Raw genomic sequence first — 20,223 nt, 5'->3', positions numbered from 1 at the left:
ATGTCGAATTTAGTGACCAATGCTGGACACGCCCATGGTGAACATGGGCACGATGACCATCACCACGATTCGGGCGAGATGACCGTATACGGTTTCTGGCTCTACCTGATGACCGACTGCATTTTGTTTGCGTCGATCTTCGCGGTATACGCGGTACTGGTAAACAACGTCGCCGGTGGCCCGTCGGGCCACGACATCTTCGAACTGCCATACGTGCTGGGCGAAACCGCTCTGCTGTTGTTCAGTTCGATCACCTACGGCTTCGCCATGCTGGCGTTGTACAAAGGTAAGAAGCAGCAGGTTCTGGGTTGGTTGTTCATGACCTTCCTGCTGGGCGCAGGCTTCATCGCCATGGAGATCAACGAGTTCCACCTGCTGATCTCCGAGGGCTTCGGTCCTAGCCGTTCGGGCTTCCTGTCCGCGTTCTTCACCCTGGTCGGTACCCACGGTCTGCACGTATCCGCGGGTCTGATCTGGATGGGCATCATGATGTACCAGGTCAACAAGCACGGCCTGACGGCGACCAACAAGACCCGTCTGAGCTGCCTGAGCCTGTTCTGGCACTTCCTGGACGTGGTGTGGATCTGCGTATTCACCGTTGTTTACCTGATGGGGACCCTGTAATGGCTAACGCACACTCCCATGACAGCCACGACGACGCCGGCCACGGCAGCGTCAAGTCCTACGCAATCGGCTTCATCCTGTCGGTGATCCTGACTGCGATCCCGTTTGCTCTGGTGATGTACCCGTCGTTGCCGAAGTCGATCACGCTGATGATCGTTCTGGCCTTCGCCGTGATCCAGGTGGTTGTCCACCTGGTGTACTTCCTGCACCTGGATCGCTCGGCTGCGCAACGTAACAATGTGATCGCCTTCGTGTTCGCCGCGATTGTGATCGTGCTGCTGGTTGGTCTGTCGTTGTGGATCATGTTCAGCATCCACACGTACATGATGGCGAAGTGAGGTAGACCCGATGTCGCTTAAGCACTTTATCCAAATCACCAAACCGGGGATCATTTTCGGTAACGTGCTTTCTGTGGCAGGCGGGTTCTTCCTGGCCTCGAAAGGGCATGTCGATCTGGCGGTGTTTCTGGCAGCCATGATCGGCACGTCCCTGGTCGTCGCCTCCGGTTGCGTGTTCAACAATTGCATCGACCGCGACATCGACCTGAAGATGGAACGCACCAAAAACCGCGTGCTGGTGCAGGGCTTGATCTCCCTGAAACTGGCACTGGTTTACGCGACCATCCTTGGTGTTCTCGGCGTTGCCTTGTTGTACAAGGTGGCCAACCCGTTGGCTGCTCTGTTCGCCGTAATCGGCTTTGTTATCTACGTCGGCTTCTACAGCCTGTACCTCAAGCGCAAGTCGGTTCACGGCACGCTGGTGGGCAGTCTGTCGGGCGCCATGCCGCCAGTGATCGGTTACGTTGCCGTAACCAACAGCTTCGACATGGCCGCGCTGACGCTGTTGGTGATGTTCAGCCTGTGGCAGATGCCGCATTCCTACGCCATCGCGATCTTCCGCTTCAACGATTACCTGGCCGCATCGATTCCGGTGTTGCCAGTGAAGCGCGGCATTCAAGTGGCCAAGAAGCACATCCTGCTCTACATCCTGGCGTTCCTTGTGGCGACCTTGATGCTGACCTTCAGCGGCTACGCCGGCATGAGCTACCTCGCTGTCGCCGCGGCCATGGGCATGTACTGGTTGTACATGGCCTGGACGGGCTACAAAGCGGTGGATGACACGGTCTGGGCACGCAAGCTGTTCGTGTTCTCGATCTTCACCATCACCGCGTTGAGCGTCATGATGTCCCTGGACTTCAAGGTGCCGGCGGAGCTGCTGCTGACGTACGCGCCGTAAGGTTTAAAGGCTTGAAGAAAAACCCCGCACATTGAGAGATGTGCGGGGTTTTTTGTTGGGTGAGTTAAGGGACTCGCCTCATGAACTCATCAAACAGTGGAACAGTAAACGCGATGAGTGCGTATTCAGGGCTGTAGATCATGCCTTTTTTGATCAGGCTGTCGCGTACTGGCCCTAGACTTGTAGCGTTTCTCCCCAGCTTCTTGGCGACGTCCGCAGAGCGTTGCGGCCCCTCTCCCAGCTCAGCCAAACAACGCATGTAATCCCTTTCGGCAGGCGTCGTACGATCAAAACGCACCCTGAAGAATGACTCGTCGAGCTTGCGAATGCTTTCCTCTGTGGCTGCCTGTGCATCCTCTTCAGTAATGATCTGATCTTTTGCAATGTTCCAAGCGGTATAACCCCATTCCTGAAGAAAGTAGGGATAGCCATGGGTTTTCTGAAAAATCTCGCGTAATGCGCCGTCAGATATTCTGGCGCCTTCATCTTCAACGGGATCACGTAAAGCTTTCCAGGCGTCCACTTCCAATAGCGCCCCCAATCGGGGGAACTCGAAAAGTCTCTCGGCATAGCTTTTGGCATCACCTGCCTGCCCGGCGAGCTGCGGCAGCCCCGCACCAAACAAGATTAAAGGTAACGCGGCCTGGTTGATTGCGTGTATTCCGCGGATCAAAGCGCCGAGTTCATCTTTGGAGAGATACTGCAATTCGTCGATCAATATGACGATCGGTTGACCTGCGTCGCGGGCTGCTTCTGCAGTGGCTATCAGGATATCTCGCAAATCATCTTCAAGATTTCCGCTGTCGGCATAACCCGCTTCAGAGTCGCCACCCAGCGTAACCTCCGCTCCCCCGGCTGCAATGGTGATGTTGCCAATGAAGCTGCGGAGGATCCGAATTCCTCTCTTTACGGTCTCAACCGTGTTTTGTACGCGATCAAGACGTAACAGCAATCGGCGTAAAACTGGAATCAGCAGTTGTTTTAGCTCTGCACCATCGTGGGCTTCCTGCATCTCGGCGAGATAGCCTTGAGACACTGCTCTGTCTTTAATTTGATTCAGAAGCACTGTTTTCCCGACGCCCCGCAGTCCCAATACCATTAGAGACTTAGCATGCTTGCCGCGTTTGATTCGTGCGAGTGCGGTGTTAGCCGTTTCCAGTACCTCGGATCGCCCCGCGAGCTCTGGGGGTGAAACGCCGGCTCCGGGATTGAAGGGATTTGTATTCTTGTCCACGGCTTAATCTCATACGAACTTATAGATAGTTATAGTGAGATATGGCTATAACTATAAATAAGTTGCTAGACGGTTGCTCCACAGGCGATGCCGGGAGCAAATTTTGATGTTAGTAACGACCTTGACCGGGGTCGCCGAGAGAGGCAATCGTAGCGATGTGCTGGCCGAGAGTTGATCGCGCAGGTTCGAACTGACAAAGCCTTTAAAATCAGTCACTGGAGAGGCGGTTGCGCAGTGATCCCGAAATCTCTAGATTTGGATCCAAATATTTCGATGGGTTCGTCGGTGTTTTCAGTACGGCGTTCATCTGTCGTAACTCGTGGTTAAATCATAAAAAGGCTGGGCGACATGACTGAGAGGATGACCTGCGACGAACGCTTTATTGCCCTGGCACAAGAGCTGAATTACGACATCTATGGCGAGAACACGGCGGGTGGTAATTACGCGCCGCTGATTCGTCATCATGATGAGTTGTACATCAGCGGGATGGTGCCGCGCACGCACGGCAAGATTCAGTATCCCGGTCGCGTCGGGCTGGAGTTGACGCTCAAGGATGCGCAGGCGGCGGCGAGCATCAGTGCGATGCGCTGTCTGGCGCTGATTGTTGATGCGGTGGGATCGCTGGACAAGATCAAGGCGTTGTTGCGGGTCACGGTGTATGTGAAGTCGACGCCGGATTTCGTCGATTTGAGTGAAGTGGCCAATGGTGCTTCGGATGTGTTCAGCCATGTGCTCGGTGATGCCGGGCGGCATACGCGGACGACGGTGGGGGTGTATCAGTTGCCGAAGAATGCGGCGATTGAAGTGGACATGATTGTGGCGTTGCATCCATCGGCTTGAGTCTGATCTCGCGAATTGCCCTCACCCTAACCCTCTCCCGGGGGGAGAGGGGACTGACCGAGGGGTTCTCAAAATATATGCCGACCTGACAGACCGTGGCGATTGTGGATTCGGCACAGCACGTTCATTTCGGCGTACTTCTACAATATCCCCCAATCGGCTCCCTCTCCCTCGGGAGAGGGCTGGGGTGAGGGGCCTCGGTGTAGGCCATCCCACTAAACCCAAGCCGAAAACCAAAAAGCCCCGCACTGAATCCCAGTGCGGGGCTTTTTCGTCAGCGCTGAAAATTACTGCGCAGCGATGCTGTACCCATCAAACGCTGTCTGCTTCTGCAGTGCAGTGATGATGTTCTTGCGGTTCACGGCCTGCTCGGCGCCGTCGTTATCAACGAAGACTTCGCTTTCCAGTTCCGCCTCTTCGCCTTCACCGACGAAGGTGAAACCGAGGAACTCCAGCGCTTCACGATCAACATTCAGACGCGAACGCGGTGTGCGCAGTGGCAGGGTCACGCTGATGCCGTCTTTGCTGATGGTGAAGATTTCGACTTCTTTCTTCTTCGCAGCCTTGCTCTTGCCGCCGCTCGGGTTGCTGATCGCCTGATGGGTCTGATTCAGCACTTTCAGCGCGAGGCCGTAAACGATTTCCTGGAACGCCGGATCGTCCTTGAAGCTGGACAGGATGCGGCCAATCGAAAACTTGCTGCTCAGGTCTTCAAGGGCGGCGAGGTCGGCGGCTTCGGCGTCTTTCAGTGCCTTGAGTTCGCCCATCAGCTCGTAAGCCTTGTCGTCGTCGAAGCTGTCATGAGCGTGACGGATCGCGGCGCGCAGTTCGCGGATCTGGTCGCTTTCGCGGGTCGACTGGAATGCGTCCAGCACCATCTCGCTGATGATTTTGGCTTGTGGCAGGTGTTGTGAAAGATTGATGGAGTTTTCGTATTCCGCTTTGGACGATTCGGTGACTACGGATTCAGCGGTGTTGAAATCGGACATTGAAATTTCACTACTTTTTAACTTGAGTGGAGATGAGCAAGCCCGAGGGCTTTTTCAGGTCGACTAATTTAGGGGAGCGGGGCGGCGTTGTCACGGAGCAACGGGCCGGCGGTCTCAACTATTTGGCCGGGGTGTGCAGATTCATTGAGCGTACCAACCATTGCTCGGCAGTTTGCTGATCCGTTGGCAGCGAAAAGCGAAACGTCGCGCCGCGCCCATTAACGTCCAGCAACTGAATGTCGCGTCCATGCAATTGCAAGATGCGGTGCACGATGCGCAGGCCCAAGCCGCCATCCCGTCGCGCGCCACCGATATTGAACGGGCGCAGGAACAGCCCTTCGCGCAATTCAGGCGCAATGCCTGGGCCGGTGTCGCTGACCGTAACATCGACCAAAGCGCCATGGGGTTTCAGATCAAGTTCGATTTCGCCGCCCTGTGGCGTGTGCCGCAACGCGTTATCCACCAGATTGGTCAGCACCCGTTCGATCAGCCCAAGGTCGGCGCAGACCGTTGGCAGGTTTGGCACAAACTGCGCCTTGAGTTCGACCTGTCGTGCCTCAGCGGTCAGTTCGAATTTCTGAAAGATATCCTGCACCAGATCGGTCAGGGAGAAACGCTCAAGCACCGGTTGTACAAACCCGTGTTCCAGCCGCACCAGTTCCAGCAGCGATTGCGCCAGCCCGCCGACCTTGCGGCTCTGATCCAGCGCGATGCCCAGATAACGCCGACGTTCTTCCGGTGACAGCGTGGCGTCCTTGAGTGAAAGGGTTTCCAGATAGCCGTGCAGCGAGGCCAGTGGCGTGCGCAGGTCATGAGAAATATTCGCCACCAGTTCGCGGCGTTCCTGATCCTGACGGGTCAATGAGCGCCACTGTTCGCCGAGACGGTTTTGCATCTGCCTGAAAGCCGCGTCAAGAACGGCAATTTCATCCGGGTCGGCTGATTTATCCACAGGCGCCGGCACGGGTTGCGGCGCGCCATCGATATCAAAACGACTGACCGTTTCGGTCAGTCGCCGTAACGGCCGGGTGATCAGATTGAACGCCGTAAGACCGGCGATCAAACACAGCAGCGCGACCAGTCCGATCGACAGCAGCGCAGTGTTGAGCGCGGCGCTGGTCGCCCCGCGTTCGGCGAAACGATCGTGTTCTTCGCTAAGCAACACCACGTACAGATAACCGGCGGGTTTGCCATTGACCTTCAGCGGTGCGGCGCTGAAGACTTTGCGTCCGTCCACGCTGCGCGGATCGTCGCCGAGGATCGGCAATGGCTGGTCGTTGAGCAACTGGCGGATCGGCGCCAGATCGACCTTCTGCCGGAGTATCCGGCCTTCAGGCGCGGCGCTGCCGACAACCTTCCCCTCACCGTCGAGCAAATACACTTCGACACTCGGATTAACCAGCATCAACTGGCTGAACAGTTGGCGCACGGCACCGGGCATCAGGCCGTTGCTGTCCATCAGCACGGTGTCGTGGGCGATGTGTTGCGCCAGATCCCTCGACAACCCTTGCACCACTTCCAGTTCATGCATCTTGCTGGAGCGCACCTGCAGCCATGCCGACGTGCCGCAGCACACCAGCAGCAACACGGCGAAAACGATAGACAGGCGCTGCGTCAGGGTCAGTTTCATGGCTGCTCGGTACCGAATTTATAACCGCGACCCCACACGGTGAGGATGCGCGCCGGCTGTGCCGGATCTTTCTCGATCTTTGCCCGCAGTCGATTGATATGGGTATTGACCGTGTGCTCGTAACCCTCGTGGCTGTAACCCCAAACGGCATTAAGCAGATCCATGCGCGAGAAGACTTTGCCCGGTTGGCGGGCGAAGAAATACAGCAGGTCGAACTCCCGTGGCGTGAGATCCAGGCGCTGACCGTCGAGGCTGACGTCGCGGGTGATCGGGTCGATGCTCAGCCCATCGAGAATGAGGCTGCCGGCGTCCATCTTCAGGTTGCGCGCCATCGCATCGACCCGACGCAACAGCGCTTTGACCCGCGCCACCAGTTCCAGCATCGAAAACGGTTTGGCCAGATAGTCATCGGCTCCCAACTCCAGACCCAGAATCCGGTGAAGTTCACTGGAGCGGGCGCTGGTGATGATGATCGGTGTGTAGCGCGCCATGGCCCGGGCGCGGCGGCAGATTTCCAGACCGTCGACCCCCGGCAACATCAGATCGAGGATCAGCGCATCCCAGTGGCCTTGTTGCAACAGGCGCATGCCCTCGTCGCCGTCGGCGCTGTGGGTCACCTCGAATTGTTCATCCCGCAAATGCAGGCAAATCAGGTCGGCAATGTGCTGGTCGTCCTCGACCACGAGAACGCGTTTGGTCTGTTCCATGAAGCTCAACCCTTCGGCGCGATTGACGCATTGTGCGGGTTTTTCCGGTGGCGAGTTATCACGAATTCGTTAACTCCCTGTGAGGATTTGGCGATCAATCCAAGCCTAGGCTGTGTTCCATGAAGAGCACTTGGAATTTTCGGAGGCGGCCATGTTTTCACGGCGACAGATTCTGTTAGCGGGCGGCGGGCTAGGGGTTGCAGCCCTGGTCGCGGGTGTATTGCCAAAATTGTCGAGCAGCGCTGCAGTGGTCAGCGCAGCGCAGGCGGACGAAATGTTTGAAGTGACGCACAGCGACAGTGAATGGCATTCGATCCTGAGCGACGAGCAATACCAGATCCTGCGCGAAGAAGGCACCGAACGCGCCTACACCAGCCCGCTGAACAACGAGCATCGGGTCGGCACTTTTGCCTGCGCCGGTTGTGATCTGGCGCTGTTTTCCTCCGCGACCAAATTCGACAGCCGCACCGGTTGGCCGAGCTTCTGGGCGCCATTGGAGCGTGCGGTGGCGGTGCGCCAGGATCGATCGTTCGGCATGTCGCGCGAAGAGGTTCACTGCCGGCGTTGCGGCGGTCACTTGGGGCATGTTTTCGATGACGGCCCGAAACCCACCGGTCTGCGTTATTGCATGAATGGCCTGGCCATGACCTTCAAAACCGTGGCGGCGTAAGCCATGAAGCGCGGGCGATCTTCACCTCACACAGGACAAATCTATGTGGCTCTTGGTTCTCGCTTATCTCGGTGGTGTGCTGACGATCGTCAGCCCCTGCATCCTGCCGGTTCTGCCTTTTGTCTTCGCTCGCACCGGGCAGCCGTTTATCAAGAGTGGCTTGCCGCTGCTGGCGGGGATGGCACTGACCTTTGCGCTCGTCGCCTCGTTGGCGGCGGTGGGCGGCGGTTGGGTGGTGCAAGTCAATCAGTACGGGCGCTGGCTCGCGTTGCTGTTCGTTGCGTTGTTCGGGCTGACCTTGCTGCTGCCGCGTGTCGCCGAGCGCCTGACCCGGCCACTGGTGTCGGCCGGCAGTCGTCTGTCGCAAGCCGCCGGGCAGGACAATCGCCCGCGTCCCGGCGCTTCGTTTCTGATCGGGGTCGCCACGGGTCTGCTCTGGGCGCCTTGCGCGGGGCCAATCCTCGGCTTGATTTTGACCGGTGCCGCGCTGCAAGGGGCAAGCATCGCCACTACGCTGTTGTTGCTCGCTTACGCGGCGGGTGCCGCGACCTCATTGGCCGCAGCGCTGTTGCTGGGCGGTAAGGTTTTCGCCTTCATGAAGCGTTCGATTGGTACCGGCGAGTGGATTCGTCGTGGCCTCGGCGCGTTGATGTTGGCCGGTGTGGCAGCGATCGCTTTGGGTCTTGATACTGGCATTCTCGCGCGGATATCGACCGCGTCTACCGGAGGGCTCGAGCAAGCATTGGTTGGCAAGCTTTCAGCAAAAAAACCTGATGCGAACGGCACGATGATGGCGCAGATTCCGCCGGCAGATGAGTTGGCGAACGGCAGCATGATGGCCGCCGGCGGCGCGATGAAAATGGCCGCGAAAGCACCGGGCACGTTGCCGGTTGAAGGCCAGTTGCCGCCGCTCGATGGCGCCGTGCAATGGCTCAACTCGCCGCCGCTGGATGCGCAAGCGTTGAAGGGCAAAGTTGTGCTGGTGGATTTCTGGACGTACTCCTGCATCAACTGTTTGCGCACCCTGCCTTACGTCAAAGCCTGGGCGGAAAAGTATCGCGATCAGGGGCTGGTGGTGATCGGTGTACATGCGCCGGAATTTGCCTTCGAACGCGATGTAGGAAACGTCACCAAAGCCATGAAGGAATTGGGCATCAATTACCCGGTGGCCATCGATAACGACTACAAGATCTGGCGCGCTTTCAACAACGAATACTGGCCGGCGCATTACTTTGCCGACGCCCAGGGACGCATTCGTTACCACCACTTTGGTGAAGGGGACTACGCCGAATCGGAACGCGTCATTCAACAACTGTTGCGTGAAGCCGGTTCGAAAACCGTCACCGATGGCTTGATCAATGCCGACGCCAAGGGTGTGCAACTGGCCCCGGACATGAACGAAGTGCAATCGCCGGAAACCTACTTGGGCTACCAGCGTGCAGAACATTTCGTGCCCGAAACTAGCCTGGTGCCCAACGAAGCTTCCATCTATGTCCCGCCGGCCAATCTGGCCCTGAATGACTGGAGCCTCGGCGGCCAATGGAACGTCGGCGCCGAACGCGCCACCGCCGGTGCCACAGCCAGCCGCATCGTTAACCGCTTCCATGCCCGCGACCTGCATCTGGTGCTCGGGCCGGGCGCAGATGGCAAACCGGTGCGCTTCAAAGTGTCGATTGATGGTCAGGCCCCGGGCGATGCGCATGGTGTCGATGTTTCTCCCGATGGCTCTGGCCAAGTCACCGAACAGCGCTTGTATCAATTAGTGCGGCAGTCCGGCGGCGTGAAGGATCGAACCTTCAGCATCGAATTTCTCGACCCTGGTGTTTCCGCCTACGCCTTTACCTTCGGTTGATCAGGAGTGACAGACATGAAAACCCAATTCACATGGCGTCGTATGTTGCTGGCCGTTGCGGTCGTCGGCGTGATCGGCCAGGTCTCAGCATTCTCCTTCGGCGGCGAAGACGCTGTGGCCATCCCGCCACCCACACTTGATGAAGTCACCCAGGCCCACAGCGAAACCGCCGTGTTCGCGGGCGGGTGTTTCTGGGGCGTTCAGGGTGTTTTTCAACACGTCAAAGGCGTGCAGAAAGCCGTTTCGGGATACGCCGGTGGCGCGGCCAACACCGCTGAATATGAGCGGGTCAGCGGCGGCGATACCGGTCATGCGGAATCGGTGCAAGTCACCTTCGATCCGACGCAAGTCAGCTATGGCGACCTGTTGCAGATCTACTTCTCGGTGGCGCACAACCCGACCGAACTCAACCGTCAGGGCCCGGACAGCGGCACGCAATATCGCTCGGCGCTGTTCCCGATCAATGCCGATCAGCAGAAGGTCGCACAGGCCTACATCACGCAACTCGATGCGGCCCATGCCTTCAGCAAACCGATCGTCACCAAACTGGAAAGCTACAACGGCTTTTACCCGGCAGAGGACTATCACCAGGACTTCCTGACCGAACATCCGAGCTATCCGTACATCGCGATCAACGACATGCCGAAAGTGGCGAATTTGAAGCAAATGTTTGCGGAGCGTTATCAGGAAAAACCGGTGTTGGTGAAGGGCGGTTCGTGATCGAATCAAAGCCCGTTACTTTAGCCTTGGTCGCTCCATCGCAATCACTGACGTTTCAAACCCCAGACTGGCAAAGAACGCTTCAGCTCCGTCACGCCCGGCACGCAGCACCCAGGTGATGTCGGGGTTGTCGCCCATCACATGTTCGACCAGCGCTCGACCCACACCTTCTCGTCGATGGTGGTCATCAACGACCACCATCGACAGGTAACCGTTGGATAAACCGTCGCTGATGCCCCGGGCGAAACCGATAATCTGCGCATCTTTCAGTGCGACTGCCGTTCGCTGCGACTGGCGGATCAGTTGCGCAAAATGCTCAGGTGAGCCGACGCGATGTCCCCAGCCATGCTGTTGCAGAAACAGCCGCACTGATTCGATTTCGCCGGAATGCAAATCACGTACGTTCAGTGTGTTTTCCATTTCAGATTACGTCCTTGTTCGTCGTTATTTCGAGCGTAGTTGAAGCACGCGCGGAGTCAGGATTTCCCCCACATGCGCATGGAAAATTCAACGAAACGCCGCAGCTTCGGCAGTCGATAGCGATCCTGCGCATACAGCAAATGCATCGGTCTGCTCGGTGCATGGTAATCAGGGATGACCTTGACCAGTTTGCCTTCACGCAGATCCTGCTCGACCAGCGCATCCGGCAGCATGACGATGCCCATGCCGTTGCGCGCGGCCTGATGCAAACCGGCGGAGCTGTTGATCAGCATCGGCCCGCTGACGTCGACCATGATTTCCCCGTCCGGGCCGCTGAGGCGCCAGCGTTTTTCCACTGATTGCCAGTCATCGCCGGCCGGATAGGCGAACGACAGGCAGTCGTGCTGCTGCAACTCTTCAGGCGTTTTCGGCATGCCGCGTCGCGCCACGTATTGCGGGGATGCGCACACGGTCAGGGTGTAATCAATCAAGGGCCGGGCGATCAGGTTCGACTCTTCGAAATTTCCCAGTCGAAATGCCACGTCGAGACCGCTTTCCAGCAAGTCCGGGCGGCCATTGGTCAGCACCACATCGAGTTTTACTTGTGGGTACAGCAGCGAATATTCGCTGAGCGCTGGCGCCAGACGTTCGACACCAAAAGTCAGCGGCGCGGTGATGCGCAACATGCCACGCGGTTGATCGAGGGCTTGTTCGGCCAGGGCTTCGGAGTCGGCGACCAGTCCCAGTACTTCCAGGCAGCGCTGATAATAAACGCTGCCAAACTCGGTCAGCCGCTGACGGCGAGTGGTGCGTTGCAGCAGTTGCACGCCCAGCCGTTGCTCCAGCGCGCGCAGGTGGTTGCCGACCATCGTCGTCGACATGTCGCACTGCAACGCGGCCGCCGTCATGCTCCCGGCTTCGACGACTTTGACGTAGACGCTCATCGACTGGAACAGATCCATTATCAAGTCCTGCTTATAAATGATCGAAGTTTTGCCGAGTTTATCCAGTTCAGGTGGCTAACCATACTGCCAGCACACCAACCTGCACTGGAGTTTGAAGTCATGACCGCCGCCCTGATGAACACTTACCAACCGCTAGCCCTTAGTTTCACCAAAGGCCTGGGCACCCGACTGTGGGATCAGGCGGGGCGCGAGTATCTGGACGCGGTTGCCGGGGTGGCCGTGACCAATGTCGGTCACTCGCATCCATGGATCGTTGCCGCGATCAGCGAGCAGGCAGGCTTGCTGCTGCACACCTCCAATCTCTACAGCATCGACTGGCAGCAACAACTGGCAAAGCGGCTAACTGAGTTGTCCGGAATGCAGCGCGCGTTCTTCAACAACTCCGGCGCCGAAGCCAATGAAACCGCGCTGAAACTGGCGCGCCTTTATGGCTGGCGCAAAGGCATCGAACAGCCGTTGGTGGTGGTGATGGCCAACGCTTTTCATGGCCGCACGCTTGGTACGTTATCTGCCAGCGATGGCCCGGCGGTGCGCTTGGGTTTCAATGACCTGCCGGGGGATTTCGTCAAAGTGCCGTTCGGTGATCTCGACGCGTTGGAGCACGTGCGGCAGAAGCACGGCGAGCGCATCGTTGCGATTCTGGTCGAACCTATTCAGGGCGAGAGCGGCGTACAACTGGCACCGCCCGGTTACCTGAAAGCGCTGCGTGAAATGTGCAATCGTCAGGCGTGGCTGCTGATGCTCGATGAAATTCAGACCGGCATCGGTCGCACCGGCCGCTGGTTTGCGTTCCAGCACGAAGGCATCGTTCCGGACGTGATAACACTGGCGAAAGGACTGGGCAATGGCGTGCCGATCGGCGCGTGTCTGGCACGGGGCAGGGCGGCGGATCTGTTCACGCCGGGCAGCCATGGCAGCACGTTCGGCGGTAATCCGCTGGCCTGCCGGGTGGGTTGCACGGTGCTGGATATCATCGAAGAGCAGGGCTTGCTGGAGAACGCGCGGTTGCAGGGTGAGCGTCTGCTGACGCGGCTGCGTGCAGAACTGGCGGACAATCCCAATGTGCTGGCGATTCGTGGATTGGGTTTGATGACCGGTATCGAGTTGAAGCAACCGGTGCGTGATCTGACGCTGATCGCGGCGCGTGATCATGGCTTGCTGATCAACGTCACGCGTGGCAAAACGATACGGCTGCTGCCACCGCTGACGATTGATGAGCGGGAGGTGGAGATGATTTCTCGAGTGATTGGGCGGATCGTTTAGTAGTGATGACTTTCAGTCTTTGATCAATCGCTTGGCTTCGGTTTTTCCGGTGCGCATTTCGTCGATCGATTGAATCAATCGTTCGGCGTTTGCCGGAGAGCGCAGCAAGTAGATGGTCGCGTCGAGTGCGTCGATTTCCGTGAGCGATAGCGTTACAACAGACCCACCTCTTTGCTGGGCTAGCAGCATTGACGCGTAATCTTCACAGTCGCAATCCATCGTTTCCGTCAAATAGTGGCGGGTTGTGCAGGAATTGGTGGTTTGCATTTAACCATCCTTACCCAGTTGTTGTTTCGCAGAACGGCTGACTGCGAGCACATCCAGTATCACTCAAGAGCATTGGAGACGTTTCTGAGAAGGTTGTAATCCTTATCCCGCGTCCCCTGCAGCGAAACCCCTTCGCGATGTCGTCCGCTACCAATCTCACTGTAGGAAAAGCGTCAGGCCTCAGTCCGGATAATCCGTCATATCCGGCGCCAGCATCCGCGTCTTCACCTTTCCGTTCGAGTTGTGCTGAAAGATCTCCCGCGGCTGCCCCTGTTCGTTGAAAAACACCTGGCCGATCCCCGCCGAATTCCACAAGCGTTCTCCAGCCTCTGCATGTTCAGGCGTGTACGGAACAATGCGCATCAGCCGGCGTTTGGTGAACCAGTTCAGCGGTGAACGCGGGGAGTAGAGCCAGCGGTTGAGGCGGTCGAACCATTCCAGCAAGGTTGGCGGAAACTCGTTTTTGATCCCGCTGCTGGTGATCTGCCAGATCCGTGGGCCGGCCTTGCGGTGTCGGATAAGGACTTCGTAGACGAAGGAATAATGCACATCGCCGGACAGCACCACGTAGTTACCCGGTGTACGCGAGTGTCGGAAAATGTTCAGGATCACCTGTGCGGCGCCGCGATGGGCCATCCAGTTTTCCGCGTCGACCAGCAGCGGAAAACCGCACCAACTGAAGACCTTTTGCACGGTTTCGATCAGTTTGACGCCGAAGATCGGTGCCGGTGAAACGATGATCGCCGACGGGTGATCGAGCAGTTCCTGTTGCAGTTCGCTCAAGGCCTCCCAGTCGAGAAGTCCCGACGGTTGCTTGAGCGCCATCTCGCTGCGCCAGCGTCGGGTGCGGGTGTCGATGACTACCAGCGCGGGACTGCTCGGCAGCACGAAATGCCAGTGCTGAAAGCGCAGCAGATCATCGATCAGCGTGTCCTGCACCGGGCTGTCGAGGTATTGATCGTCGCCGCTGGCGCTCAAACCTTGAGTTTGCTTCAGCAGATCCTTGAAGGCGTCCGGGTTATTGCCCCAGCCTTGGCACAACATATAAGCGATCAAAGCGTTGCCGATGATGCGTTTGGAGAACGGATGGCCGTAGGCCGTTTCCTCCCATTGCGCGGACAGATTCCAGTCATCGGTGATGTCGTGATCGTCGAAAATCATCAGGCTCGGCAGATGCGCGAGCGCCCGGGCGACGTTGCCCAGACCTGCTGTGAAGGTATCAATCCGCGTTTGTTCGAGCGTGTATCGTTTGAGGCGTTCGGGCGTGAGTGCTGGCGCTTGCGGATTAACCAGTGTCCACGCGGTTGGCGACCACACCAGCAAGTACATCGCCATGACTTCGGCGAACGTCACCAGGTGATTGTCAGCGCTACTGCTGGTGAAAATCGGCTTACGTGCGCCGCCGAAAAATCGCTCACGCAAAGTCTCGTTGCTCTCCAGCGCCGGTAACAAATCCGCGCGGTGGTAGTAGCTCGCCGGGTGTTCGTAGAGCTTGGCACTGTCGCTGACCACGGCGCCTTCGAGGTGCTCGTCGAACAGGCCGAGACGTGTAATCAATGCATGAATCGCGCGCAGCATTGGCCCGGCGACGTCGTCGGCGTAGACCTGATCGCCGCTCATCATCAACAGCGCCGGGCGTTGTTGCGGGTCGGTTTCGCTGGCCAGCAGTTTGTCGACGCAGAGCAAACCATCCGCCGCCGGGTGATGCGGTTTGCGGCAGGAGCCATGCAGCAACTGATCGATCCGCGAACGCACAACAAGGTTCGGAGTTGTTGCGTTGCCATACAACAGATGCGGCGCCCAATCGGCGATGCCATGGGTGTCGTCAATCAGCAGGTCGTAGTCGATGCGGGTGTCGCAGGGCAGGGCGCTTTCCAGGTTGACATCGATGAGATGAACAAACGCCTGACGGCCTACGGGAATGACGGTGCATTTCGCCGCATCGAGAGGAATCTCTCCTACACCTTGCAGGCGCAAGGTCAGAGACAGTTGGCGCGTGCCGACCAGCCACAACACCAGCCGAGTCGGTTCCAGCCGTCGCAGCAGCGGGCCGGCCAAAACAGGTGGCAGCGGGGTCAGGTCATCAAGGGTTGCGAACATCCGGGGACAAAGCTCAAGGCGCACAGGTCGGCGATGATAGCGCAGCCGGCGCCTTGAACCCTTAAGTGAGGCTTAAGAGTCGGTTTTCTGTAGCTTCAGCGCCAACAGTTGCCATTCACCGGACGACGCCTGTTCTTGTACTGAGCAGTCGAAACGGTAGGTGACATCGTCGCCGTTCATGTTGCGCGCGGTGACGCTGTTGCTGAAGGTGTACACCTGATTCTTGAAGCGCTGGGTGGTGATCGCCTTGCTGTCGGCAAAACGCGCCGAGGCCGGGAAGCGCAAGGTGCTGGTCACCAGCGGACTGCACATGACATAGGCGAGCATCGACTTGTCGCTGTCAGCGTCATGCCCGAGTTTTTTGCTCAGGGCGGTCAGGGCTTTGCGTCCTTGTTCGTCACTTTGATCCAGTACGGTTTTTTCCGAGATCGACGTCGGCGCGCGGCTGGCGTAGTTCGGCAGCAGCGCAGAATCCGGCGGCGATGGCGTGTTGTCCGGTTCAATGGCGGCGAAGTTCGGCGCGTTTTCAAGCGGAGCAGGTGCCGCCGCTGATTCCGATTCAGGCAGCAAAGAAGTCGGTTCGACGTTTTGCACTACGGAGCTATCTACACCCGGCTGTTCCGCTTTGTGCGGGGGTGAAAACAACGAAAACGTGATCGATAGCACCACCAGCCCGACAATGAAACCGCCCGCTGCGCCGACGATATTGCCGTAGAACAGATTCCAGTTGCCGCGGTTCTTCACCACCCAGCGCCACATGAAACCCCAGGCGGCGATGAACGCCAGAAAACGCAGAAACTCCATTCGATCCTTTCCTTAACCTGCAAAAAGCTTGAAGCAGCGCGTGTTGAGACAGCGCGCTGTAGATGGACGGCAAGATATCAAAATCGGTGTCTGCCGCCACGAACACATTCACCGACCGCTCAAACGAACGCTACGTCAGGGCGAAAAACGCCAGTGTAGTGATGCCCGCCGCAGTGCCGCAGAGGGCAGCCAAAAGCTGACGAGCGATTGGGGGTTCAACTTGCGAGCGGCGCGCGACCCACATCCATACGCCGATGAGCGCACCGGCAGTCGCCATCATTTCCATCAGGGTGCCGATAACGCCAGGCACCGGTGGCCGCGCTGAACCGAACAGTCCTGCACACAGTTGCGCACTGGTCAGGCCAACGATCAGCCCACTGATAGCGCCCAACACATTGGCAAGCAACAGATTCCAAGTCCCACGGACTTTGACCACCCACACCCACATCGCTGGCCAAACCACAAAGAACACCAACACATCCATCGAATTTCTCTCCTGAAATCAGCGCGGGTCGAAGCGCTCGATGCCCCAACCGACAGTGGACGGCAAGATAGCAAAATAGTAGCGTCGCGCCACGCTGGTCATCCTGGTAAAGGCTTTCCGGAAGATATTTTTTGTACTAGAAGCGCGTCACTGATACGAAGCACGACCAGGATGTTTTCTCGAACAGAAGGATGGACAGATGATCGACTTCAACAACAAAGGCTTCTTCAAGCTCAAGCAAAACGATGAGTACGCGCAACGCGTGACCGAACTATTGCTCGATGGGGAAGAGGTCATCGACTCCTACAAGTCGATGCGCGATGGCGTGGTGTTTACCAACAAACGCATCATCGCCGTCAACGTTCAAGGCATCACCGGCAGCAAGAAAGACTTCACGTCGCTGCCGTATAAAAACATCGTCGCGTATTCCGTGGAAACGTCGGGAACGTTCGATCTGGACTCGGAACTGGAGATTTACTTTTCGTCGCTGGGGAAAGTGAAATTCGAATTCACCGGGAAGACCTCGATGGTCGAGATTTCGAAGTACATCTCCAAGTACCTGTTCTAAAGAATGTCTTTGAGATAACCCTTCAGCGCGAGGAGCGGCGGATCAAGCTGCTCCAGCGACTGCGCCTGCCTGAGATCGGCTGACAACTTGTGCAGCTCACGCCCCAACGGTTTCTCGACACCGCCCAATGCATCCAGCGCCAGGCCAAGGCACTCATTCATCTTGAATTGAATAGTCTCGACATCGCCACGTTTCACCAACAACTCGAAAATATCCCGCTGGTAGTCACCCATGACCATGTCATCGCGCAGGATCGGGCTCAGGCCCTCTTCCTCGTACGCGAGTTTCAGGGAGAACAGGGCGACTGTTTCCAGTGACGTTTCCATGGTGATGATCCTTGGGGTTTTCGTCGGTCGAGAAGCTGAAGGTCAAAAGATCGCAGCCTGCGGCAGCTCCTACGGGGGCAGGGCTTTATTGCAGGCGAAAAAAAAGGCCTTGCTAAGCAAGACCTTTCTTAATTTTGGTGCCCCGAGGGAGACTCGAACTCCCACTCCTTTCGAAAACGGATTTTGAATCCGCCGCGTCTACCAATTCCGCCATCAGGGCTCAATGGCGGCGAAGTATAGAGATGAGATTACCGTTGGTCAATCACGTTTCATGGTCTATTTTCGATATTTCCGCTAAACTTTCCGGCCCTGCTAGACGAACCCCATCATGCGTGTTGCTGACTTTACTTTCGAGCTCCCTGATTCGCTGATCGCTCGCCACCCTTTGGCCGAGCGTCGCGGTAGTCGCCTGCTGACCCTTGATGGGCCGAGCGGCGCCCTCGCACACCGTCAATTCACTGATTTGCTTGAGCATTTGCGCCCGGGCGATTTGATGGTGTTCAACAATACCCGCGTGATTCCGGCGCGGCTGTTCGGGCAGAAAGCGTCCGGCGGCAAGCTGGAAATCCTCGTCGAACGCGTGCTCGATACGCACCGCGTGCTGGCCCATGTGCGCTCCAGCAAGTCGCCGAAGCCGGGTTCGAAGATCCTCATCGATGGCGGTGGCGAAGCGGAAATGATCGCGCGTCACGATGCGTTGTTCGAGCTGGCCTTCGCTGAAGAAGTGTTGCCGCTGCTCGACCGCGTCGGGCACATGCCGCTGCCTCCTTATATAGACCGTCCGGACGAAGGTTCGGATCGCGAGCGTTATCAGACCGTGTACGCCGAGCGCTTAGGCGCGGTAGCAGCGCCGACGGCGGGGCTGCATTTCGATCAGTCGCTGATGGAGGCGATTGCTGCGAAAGGCGTCGAGACCACGTTCGTCACGCTGCACGTGGGCGCCGGTACCTTCCAGCCTGTTCGCGTTGAGAAGCTTGAAGATCACCACATGCACACCGAGTGGCTGGAAGTCGGCCAGGACGTGGTTGATGCGGTCGCGGCATGCCGTGCGCGCGGTGGTCGAGTGATTGCGGTCGGTACCACCAGCGTGCGTTCGCTGGAAAGTGCTGCGCGCGATGGTGTGCTCAAGCCGTTCAGCGGCGACACCGATATCTTTATCTTCCCGGGCCGGCCGTTCCATGTGGTCGATGCCCTGGTGACCAATTTCCATTTACCGGAATCCACGCTGTTGATGCTGGTTTCGGCATTTGCCGGTTATCCCGAAACCATGGCCGCCTACAAGGCTGCCGTCGACAACGGTTACCGCTTTTTCAGCTACGGTGATGCGATGTTCATCACGCGTAACCCCGCACCTACTGCCCCTAAAGAAACCGGCCCAGAGGAAACAGAATGAGTCGCGAATGTCGCATGTCCTTTGAGCTCCTTGCCACCGATGGCAAGGCCCGTCGTGGTCGCCTGACCTTCCCGCGTGGCACCGTCGAGACCCCGGCGTTCATGCCAGTGGGCACGTACGGCACGGTCAAGGGCATGTTGCCGCGTGACATCGTCGCCACGGGCGCAGAGATGATTCTGGGCAACACCTTCCACCTGTGGCTGCGTCCTGGCACTCAAGTGATCAAGGAGCACGGCGACCTGCACGATTTCATGCAGTGGAAAGGCCCGATCCTCACCGACTCCGGCGGTTTTCAGGTGTTCAGCCTCGGCGCGATGCGCAAGATCAAGGAGGAGGGCGTGACCTTCGCCTCTCCGGTCGACGGCGCCAAAGTGTTCATGGGCCCGGAAGAATCGATGCAGGTTCAGCGCGATCTGGGCTCGGACGTTGTGATGATTTTCGACGAATGCACGCCGTATCCGGCTGACGAAGATGTCGCGCGCGTATCGATGGAGCTTTCGTTGCGTTGGGCTCAGCGCTCGAAAAATGCCCACGGTGAAAACACCGCAGCGTTGTTCGGTATCGTGCAGGGCGGTATGCACCAGGATCTGCGCAAGCGCTCGCTCGAAGGCCTCGACAAGATCGGTTTCGATGGCCTGGCCATTGGCGGTCTGTCGGTCGGCGAGCCGAAGCACGAGATGATCAAAGTATTGGATTATCTGCCGGGCATGATGCCGGCTGACAAACCTCGTTACCTTATGGGCGTTGGCAAACCGGAAGATCTGGTTGAGGGTGTGCGCCGCGGTGTGGACATGTTCGATTGCGTGATGCCAACCCGTAATGCCCGCAATGGGCATCTGTTCATTGATACCGGCGTGCTGAAGATCCGTAACGCGTTCCATCGCCATGATGAATCGCCGCTGGATCCGACCTGCGATTGCTATACCTGCCAGAACTTCTCTCGCGCTTATCTGCATCACCTGGACAAGTGCGGCGAAATGCTGGGAAGCATGCTCAATACCATCCATAACTTGCGCCATTATCAGGTGCTGATGGCTGGTTTGCGCGAGGCTATTCAACAGGGTACATTGGCCGCCTTTGTCGATGCCTTCTACGCCAAACGCGGGCTCCCCGTTCCGCCTTTGGACTGAG

General features: G+C 57.9%; 22 protein-coding genes and 1 tRNA gene. 11 read left to right on the top strand and 12 right to left on the bottom strand.

Going from position 1 to position 20,223, the window contains the following annotated elements; genetic code table 11:
• From cyoC to cyoE, 3 genes are read left to right on the top strand one after another with little or no spacing between them, the layout of a single operon-like run.
• A complete protein-coding gene (gene cyoC, locus AD669_RS21945) occupies positions 1-624 on the top strand; it encodes a cytochrome o ubiquinol oxidase subunit III (protein ID WP_042560958.1) in 624 nt (207 codons plus the stop codon).
• Positions 624-962, top strand: coding sequence for a cytochrome o ubiquinol oxidase subunit IV (gene cyoD, locus AD669_RS21940; protein ID WP_053123586.1), 339 nt, complete (start codon positions 624-626; stop codon positions 960-962). The genes cyoC and cyoD overlap by 1 nt, the downstream gene beginning before the upstream one ends.
• Before the next feature lie 10 nt (positions 963-972).
• Positions 973-1,860 (top strand): heme o synthase, encoded by an 888-nt coding sequence (cyoE, locus tag AD669_RS21935; RefSeq protein ID WP_053123579.1) that lies wholly within the window; start codon positions 973-975, stop codon positions 1,858-1,860.
• A 64-nt stretch (positions 1,861-1,924) separates the two neighbouring features.
• Here cyoE and AD669_RS21930 read toward each other — a convergent pair whose 3' ends face one another.
• Positions 1,925-3,094 (bottom strand): AAA family ATPase, encoded by a 1,170-nt coding sequence (locus AD669_RS21930; RefSeq protein WP_053123577.1) that lies wholly within the window; start codon positions 3,092-3,094, stop codon positions 1,925-1,927.
• 348 nt (positions 3,095-3,442) lie between these two features.
• Between AD669_RS21930 and AD669_RS21925 the strand changes: the two genes are divergently transcribed.
• A complete protein-coding gene (locus AD669_RS21925) occupies positions 3,443-3,934 on the top strand; it encodes a RidA family protein (protein WP_034156086.1) in 492 nt (163 codons plus the stop codon).
• A gap of 287 nt (positions 3,935-4,221) precedes the next feature.
• Here AD669_RS21925 and AD669_RS21920 read toward each other — a convergent pair whose 3' ends face one another.
• From AD669_RS21920 to AD669_RS21910, 3 genes are all read right to left on the bottom strand, one after another.
• On the bottom strand, positions 4,222-4,923 hold the full coding sequence (locus tag AD669_RS21920; protein ID WP_053123575.1) for a hypothetical protein: 702 nt from the start codon (positions 4,921-4,923) through the stop codon (positions 4,222-4,224).
• 118 nt (positions 4,924-5,041) lie between these two features.
• Entirely contained in the window at positions 5,042-6,553 is a 1,512-nt protein-coding gene (locus AD669_RS21915) for a HAMP domain-containing sensor histidine kinase (protein ID WP_053123573.1), read from the bottom strand.
• Positions 6,550-7,260: a response regulator transcription factor gene (locus AD669_RS21910; RefSeq protein WP_053123571.1), complete on the bottom strand. Its 711-nt coding sequence runs from the start codon at positions 7,258-7,260 to the stop codon at positions 6,550-6,552. The genes AD669_RS21915 and AD669_RS21910 overlap by 4 nt, the downstream gene beginning before the upstream one ends.
• Positions 7,261-7,411: 151 nt before the next feature.
• On the opposite strand from AD669_RS21910, the gene msrB reads away from it, so the two are divergent.
• From msrB to msrA, 3 genes are read left to right on the top strand one after another with little or no spacing between them, the layout of a single operon-like run.
• A complete protein-coding gene (gene msrB, locus AD669_RS21905) occupies positions 7,412-7,930 on the top strand; it encodes a peptide-methionine (R)-S-oxide reductase MsrB (RefSeq protein ID WP_053123787.1) in 519 nt (172 codons plus the stop codon).
• A 43-nt stretch (positions 7,931-7,973) separates the two neighbouring features.
• A complete protein-coding gene (locus tag AD669_RS21900) occupies positions 7,974-9,782 on the top strand; it encodes a cytochrome c biogenesis protein DipZ (protein WP_053123569.1) in 1,809 nt (602 codons plus the stop codon).
• A gap of 15 nt (positions 9,783-9,797) precedes the next feature.
• Positions 9,798-10,502, top strand: coding sequence for a peptide-methionine (S)-S-oxide reductase MsrA (gene msrA / locus AD669_RS21895; protein ID WP_053123567.1), 705 nt, complete (start codon positions 9,798-9,800; stop codon positions 10,500-10,502).
• Positions 10,503-10,517: 15 nt separating this feature from the next.
• On the opposite strand, the gene AD669_RS21890 is transcribed toward msrA, so the two are convergent.
• Together AD669_RS21890 and AD669_RS21885 are read right to left on the bottom strand one after the other, a co-directional pair.
• Complete coding sequence (locus tag AD669_RS21890; protein ID WP_053123565.1) at positions 10,518-10,922, bottom strand: GNAT family N-acetyltransferase; 405 nt, start codon at positions 10,920-10,922, stop codon at positions 10,518-10,520.
• A gap of 56 nt (positions 10,923-10,978) precedes the next feature.
• Complete coding sequence (locus AD669_RS21885) at positions 10,979-11,884, bottom strand: LysR family transcriptional regulator (RefSeq protein WP_053123563.1); 906 nt, start codon at positions 11,882-11,884, stop codon at positions 10,979-10,981.
• A gap of 102 nt (positions 11,885-11,986) precedes the next feature.
• Between AD669_RS21885 and AD669_RS21880 the strand changes: the two genes are divergently transcribed.
• On the top strand, positions 11,987-13,150 hold the full coding sequence (locus AD669_RS21880; RefSeq protein ID WP_053123561.1) for an aspartate aminotransferase family protein: 1,164 nt from the start codon (positions 11,987-11,989) through the stop codon (positions 13,148-13,150).
• 12 nt (positions 13,151-13,162) lie between these two features.
• On the opposite strand, the gene AD669_RS21875 is transcribed toward AD669_RS21880, so the two are convergent.
• The 4 genes from AD669_RS21875 to AD669_RS21860 all read right to left on the bottom strand — a co-directional run bounded on the left by AD669_RS21875 (position 13,163) and on the right by AD669_RS21860 (position 16,805).
• Complete coding sequence (locus AD669_RS21875; RefSeq protein WP_053123559.1) at positions 13,163-13,417, bottom strand: prevent-host-death protein; 255 nt, start codon at positions 13,415-13,417, stop codon at positions 13,163-13,165.
• A gap of 180 nt (positions 13,418-13,597) precedes the next feature.
• Positions 13,598-15,517: an alkaline phosphatase D family protein gene (locus AD669_RS21870; protein ID WP_053123557.1), complete on the bottom strand. Its 1,920-nt coding sequence runs from the start codon at positions 15,515-15,517 to the stop codon at positions 13,598-13,600.
• A gap of 72 nt (positions 15,518-15,589) precedes the next feature.
• Positions 15,590-16,321: a hypothetical protein gene (locus tag AD669_RS21865; RefSeq protein WP_053123555.1), complete on the bottom strand. Its 732-nt coding sequence runs from the start codon at positions 16,319-16,321 to the stop codon at positions 15,590-15,592.
• A gap of 130 nt (positions 16,322-16,451) precedes the next feature.
• A complete protein-coding gene (locus tag AD669_RS21860) occupies positions 16,452-16,805 on the bottom strand; it encodes a hypothetical protein (RefSeq protein ID WP_053123553.1) in 354 nt (117 codons plus the stop codon).
• 199 nt (positions 16,806-17,004) lie between these two features.
• Between AD669_RS21860 and AD669_RS21855 the strand changes: the two genes are divergently transcribed.
• Entirely contained in the window at positions 17,005-17,373 is a 369-nt protein-coding gene (locus AD669_RS21855; protein WP_053123551.1) for a PH domain-containing protein, read from the top strand.
• Here the strand turns inward: AD669_RS21855 and AD669_RS21850 are convergent.
• On the bottom strand, positions 17,370-17,699 hold the full coding sequence (locus tag AD669_RS21850; protein WP_053123549.1) for a hypothetical protein: 330 nt from the start codon (positions 17,697-17,699) through the stop codon (positions 17,370-17,372). The genes AD669_RS21855 and AD669_RS21850 overlap by 4 nt on opposite strands.
• 135 nt (positions 17,700-17,834) lie before the next feature.
• Positions 17,835-17,919 (bottom strand) — tRNA-Leu (locus AD669_RS21845).
• Between the two features lie 108 nt (positions 17,920-18,027).
• Between AD669_RS21845 and queA the strand changes: the two genes are divergently transcribed.
• Both queA and tgt read left to right on the top strand, forming a co-directional pair.
• The gene (gene queA / locus AD669_RS21840) at positions 18,028-19,092 is read left to right on the top strand and encodes a tRNA preQ1(34) S-adenosylmethionine ribosyltransferase-isomerase QueA (RefSeq protein ID WP_053123547.1); all 1,065 of its coding nucleotides are present in this window, start codon (positions 18,028-18,030) and stop codon (positions 19,090-19,092) included.
• A gap of 14 nt (positions 19,093-19,106) precedes the next feature.
• Positions 19,107-20,222 carry a tRNA guanosine(34) transglycosylase Tgt gene (gene tgt / locus AD669_RS21835; protein ID WP_164979451.1) on the top strand — a complete coding sequence of 372 codons (1,116 nt, stop codon included), beginning with the start codon at positions 19,107-19,109 and terminating at the stop codon, positions 20,220-20,222.
• The last annotated feature ends 1 nt before the right edge of the window (position 20,223 follow it).

This window comes from Pseudomonas sp. P1.31, from assembly GCF_001269815.1.
GTDB lineage: Bacteria > Pseudomonadota > Gammaproteobacteria > Pseudomonadales > Pseudomonadaceae > Aquipseudomonas > Aquipseudomonas rustica.
Note: the sequence above shows the minus strand (reverse complement) of the source record. Positions and strands in the feature narration are given on the sequence as shown.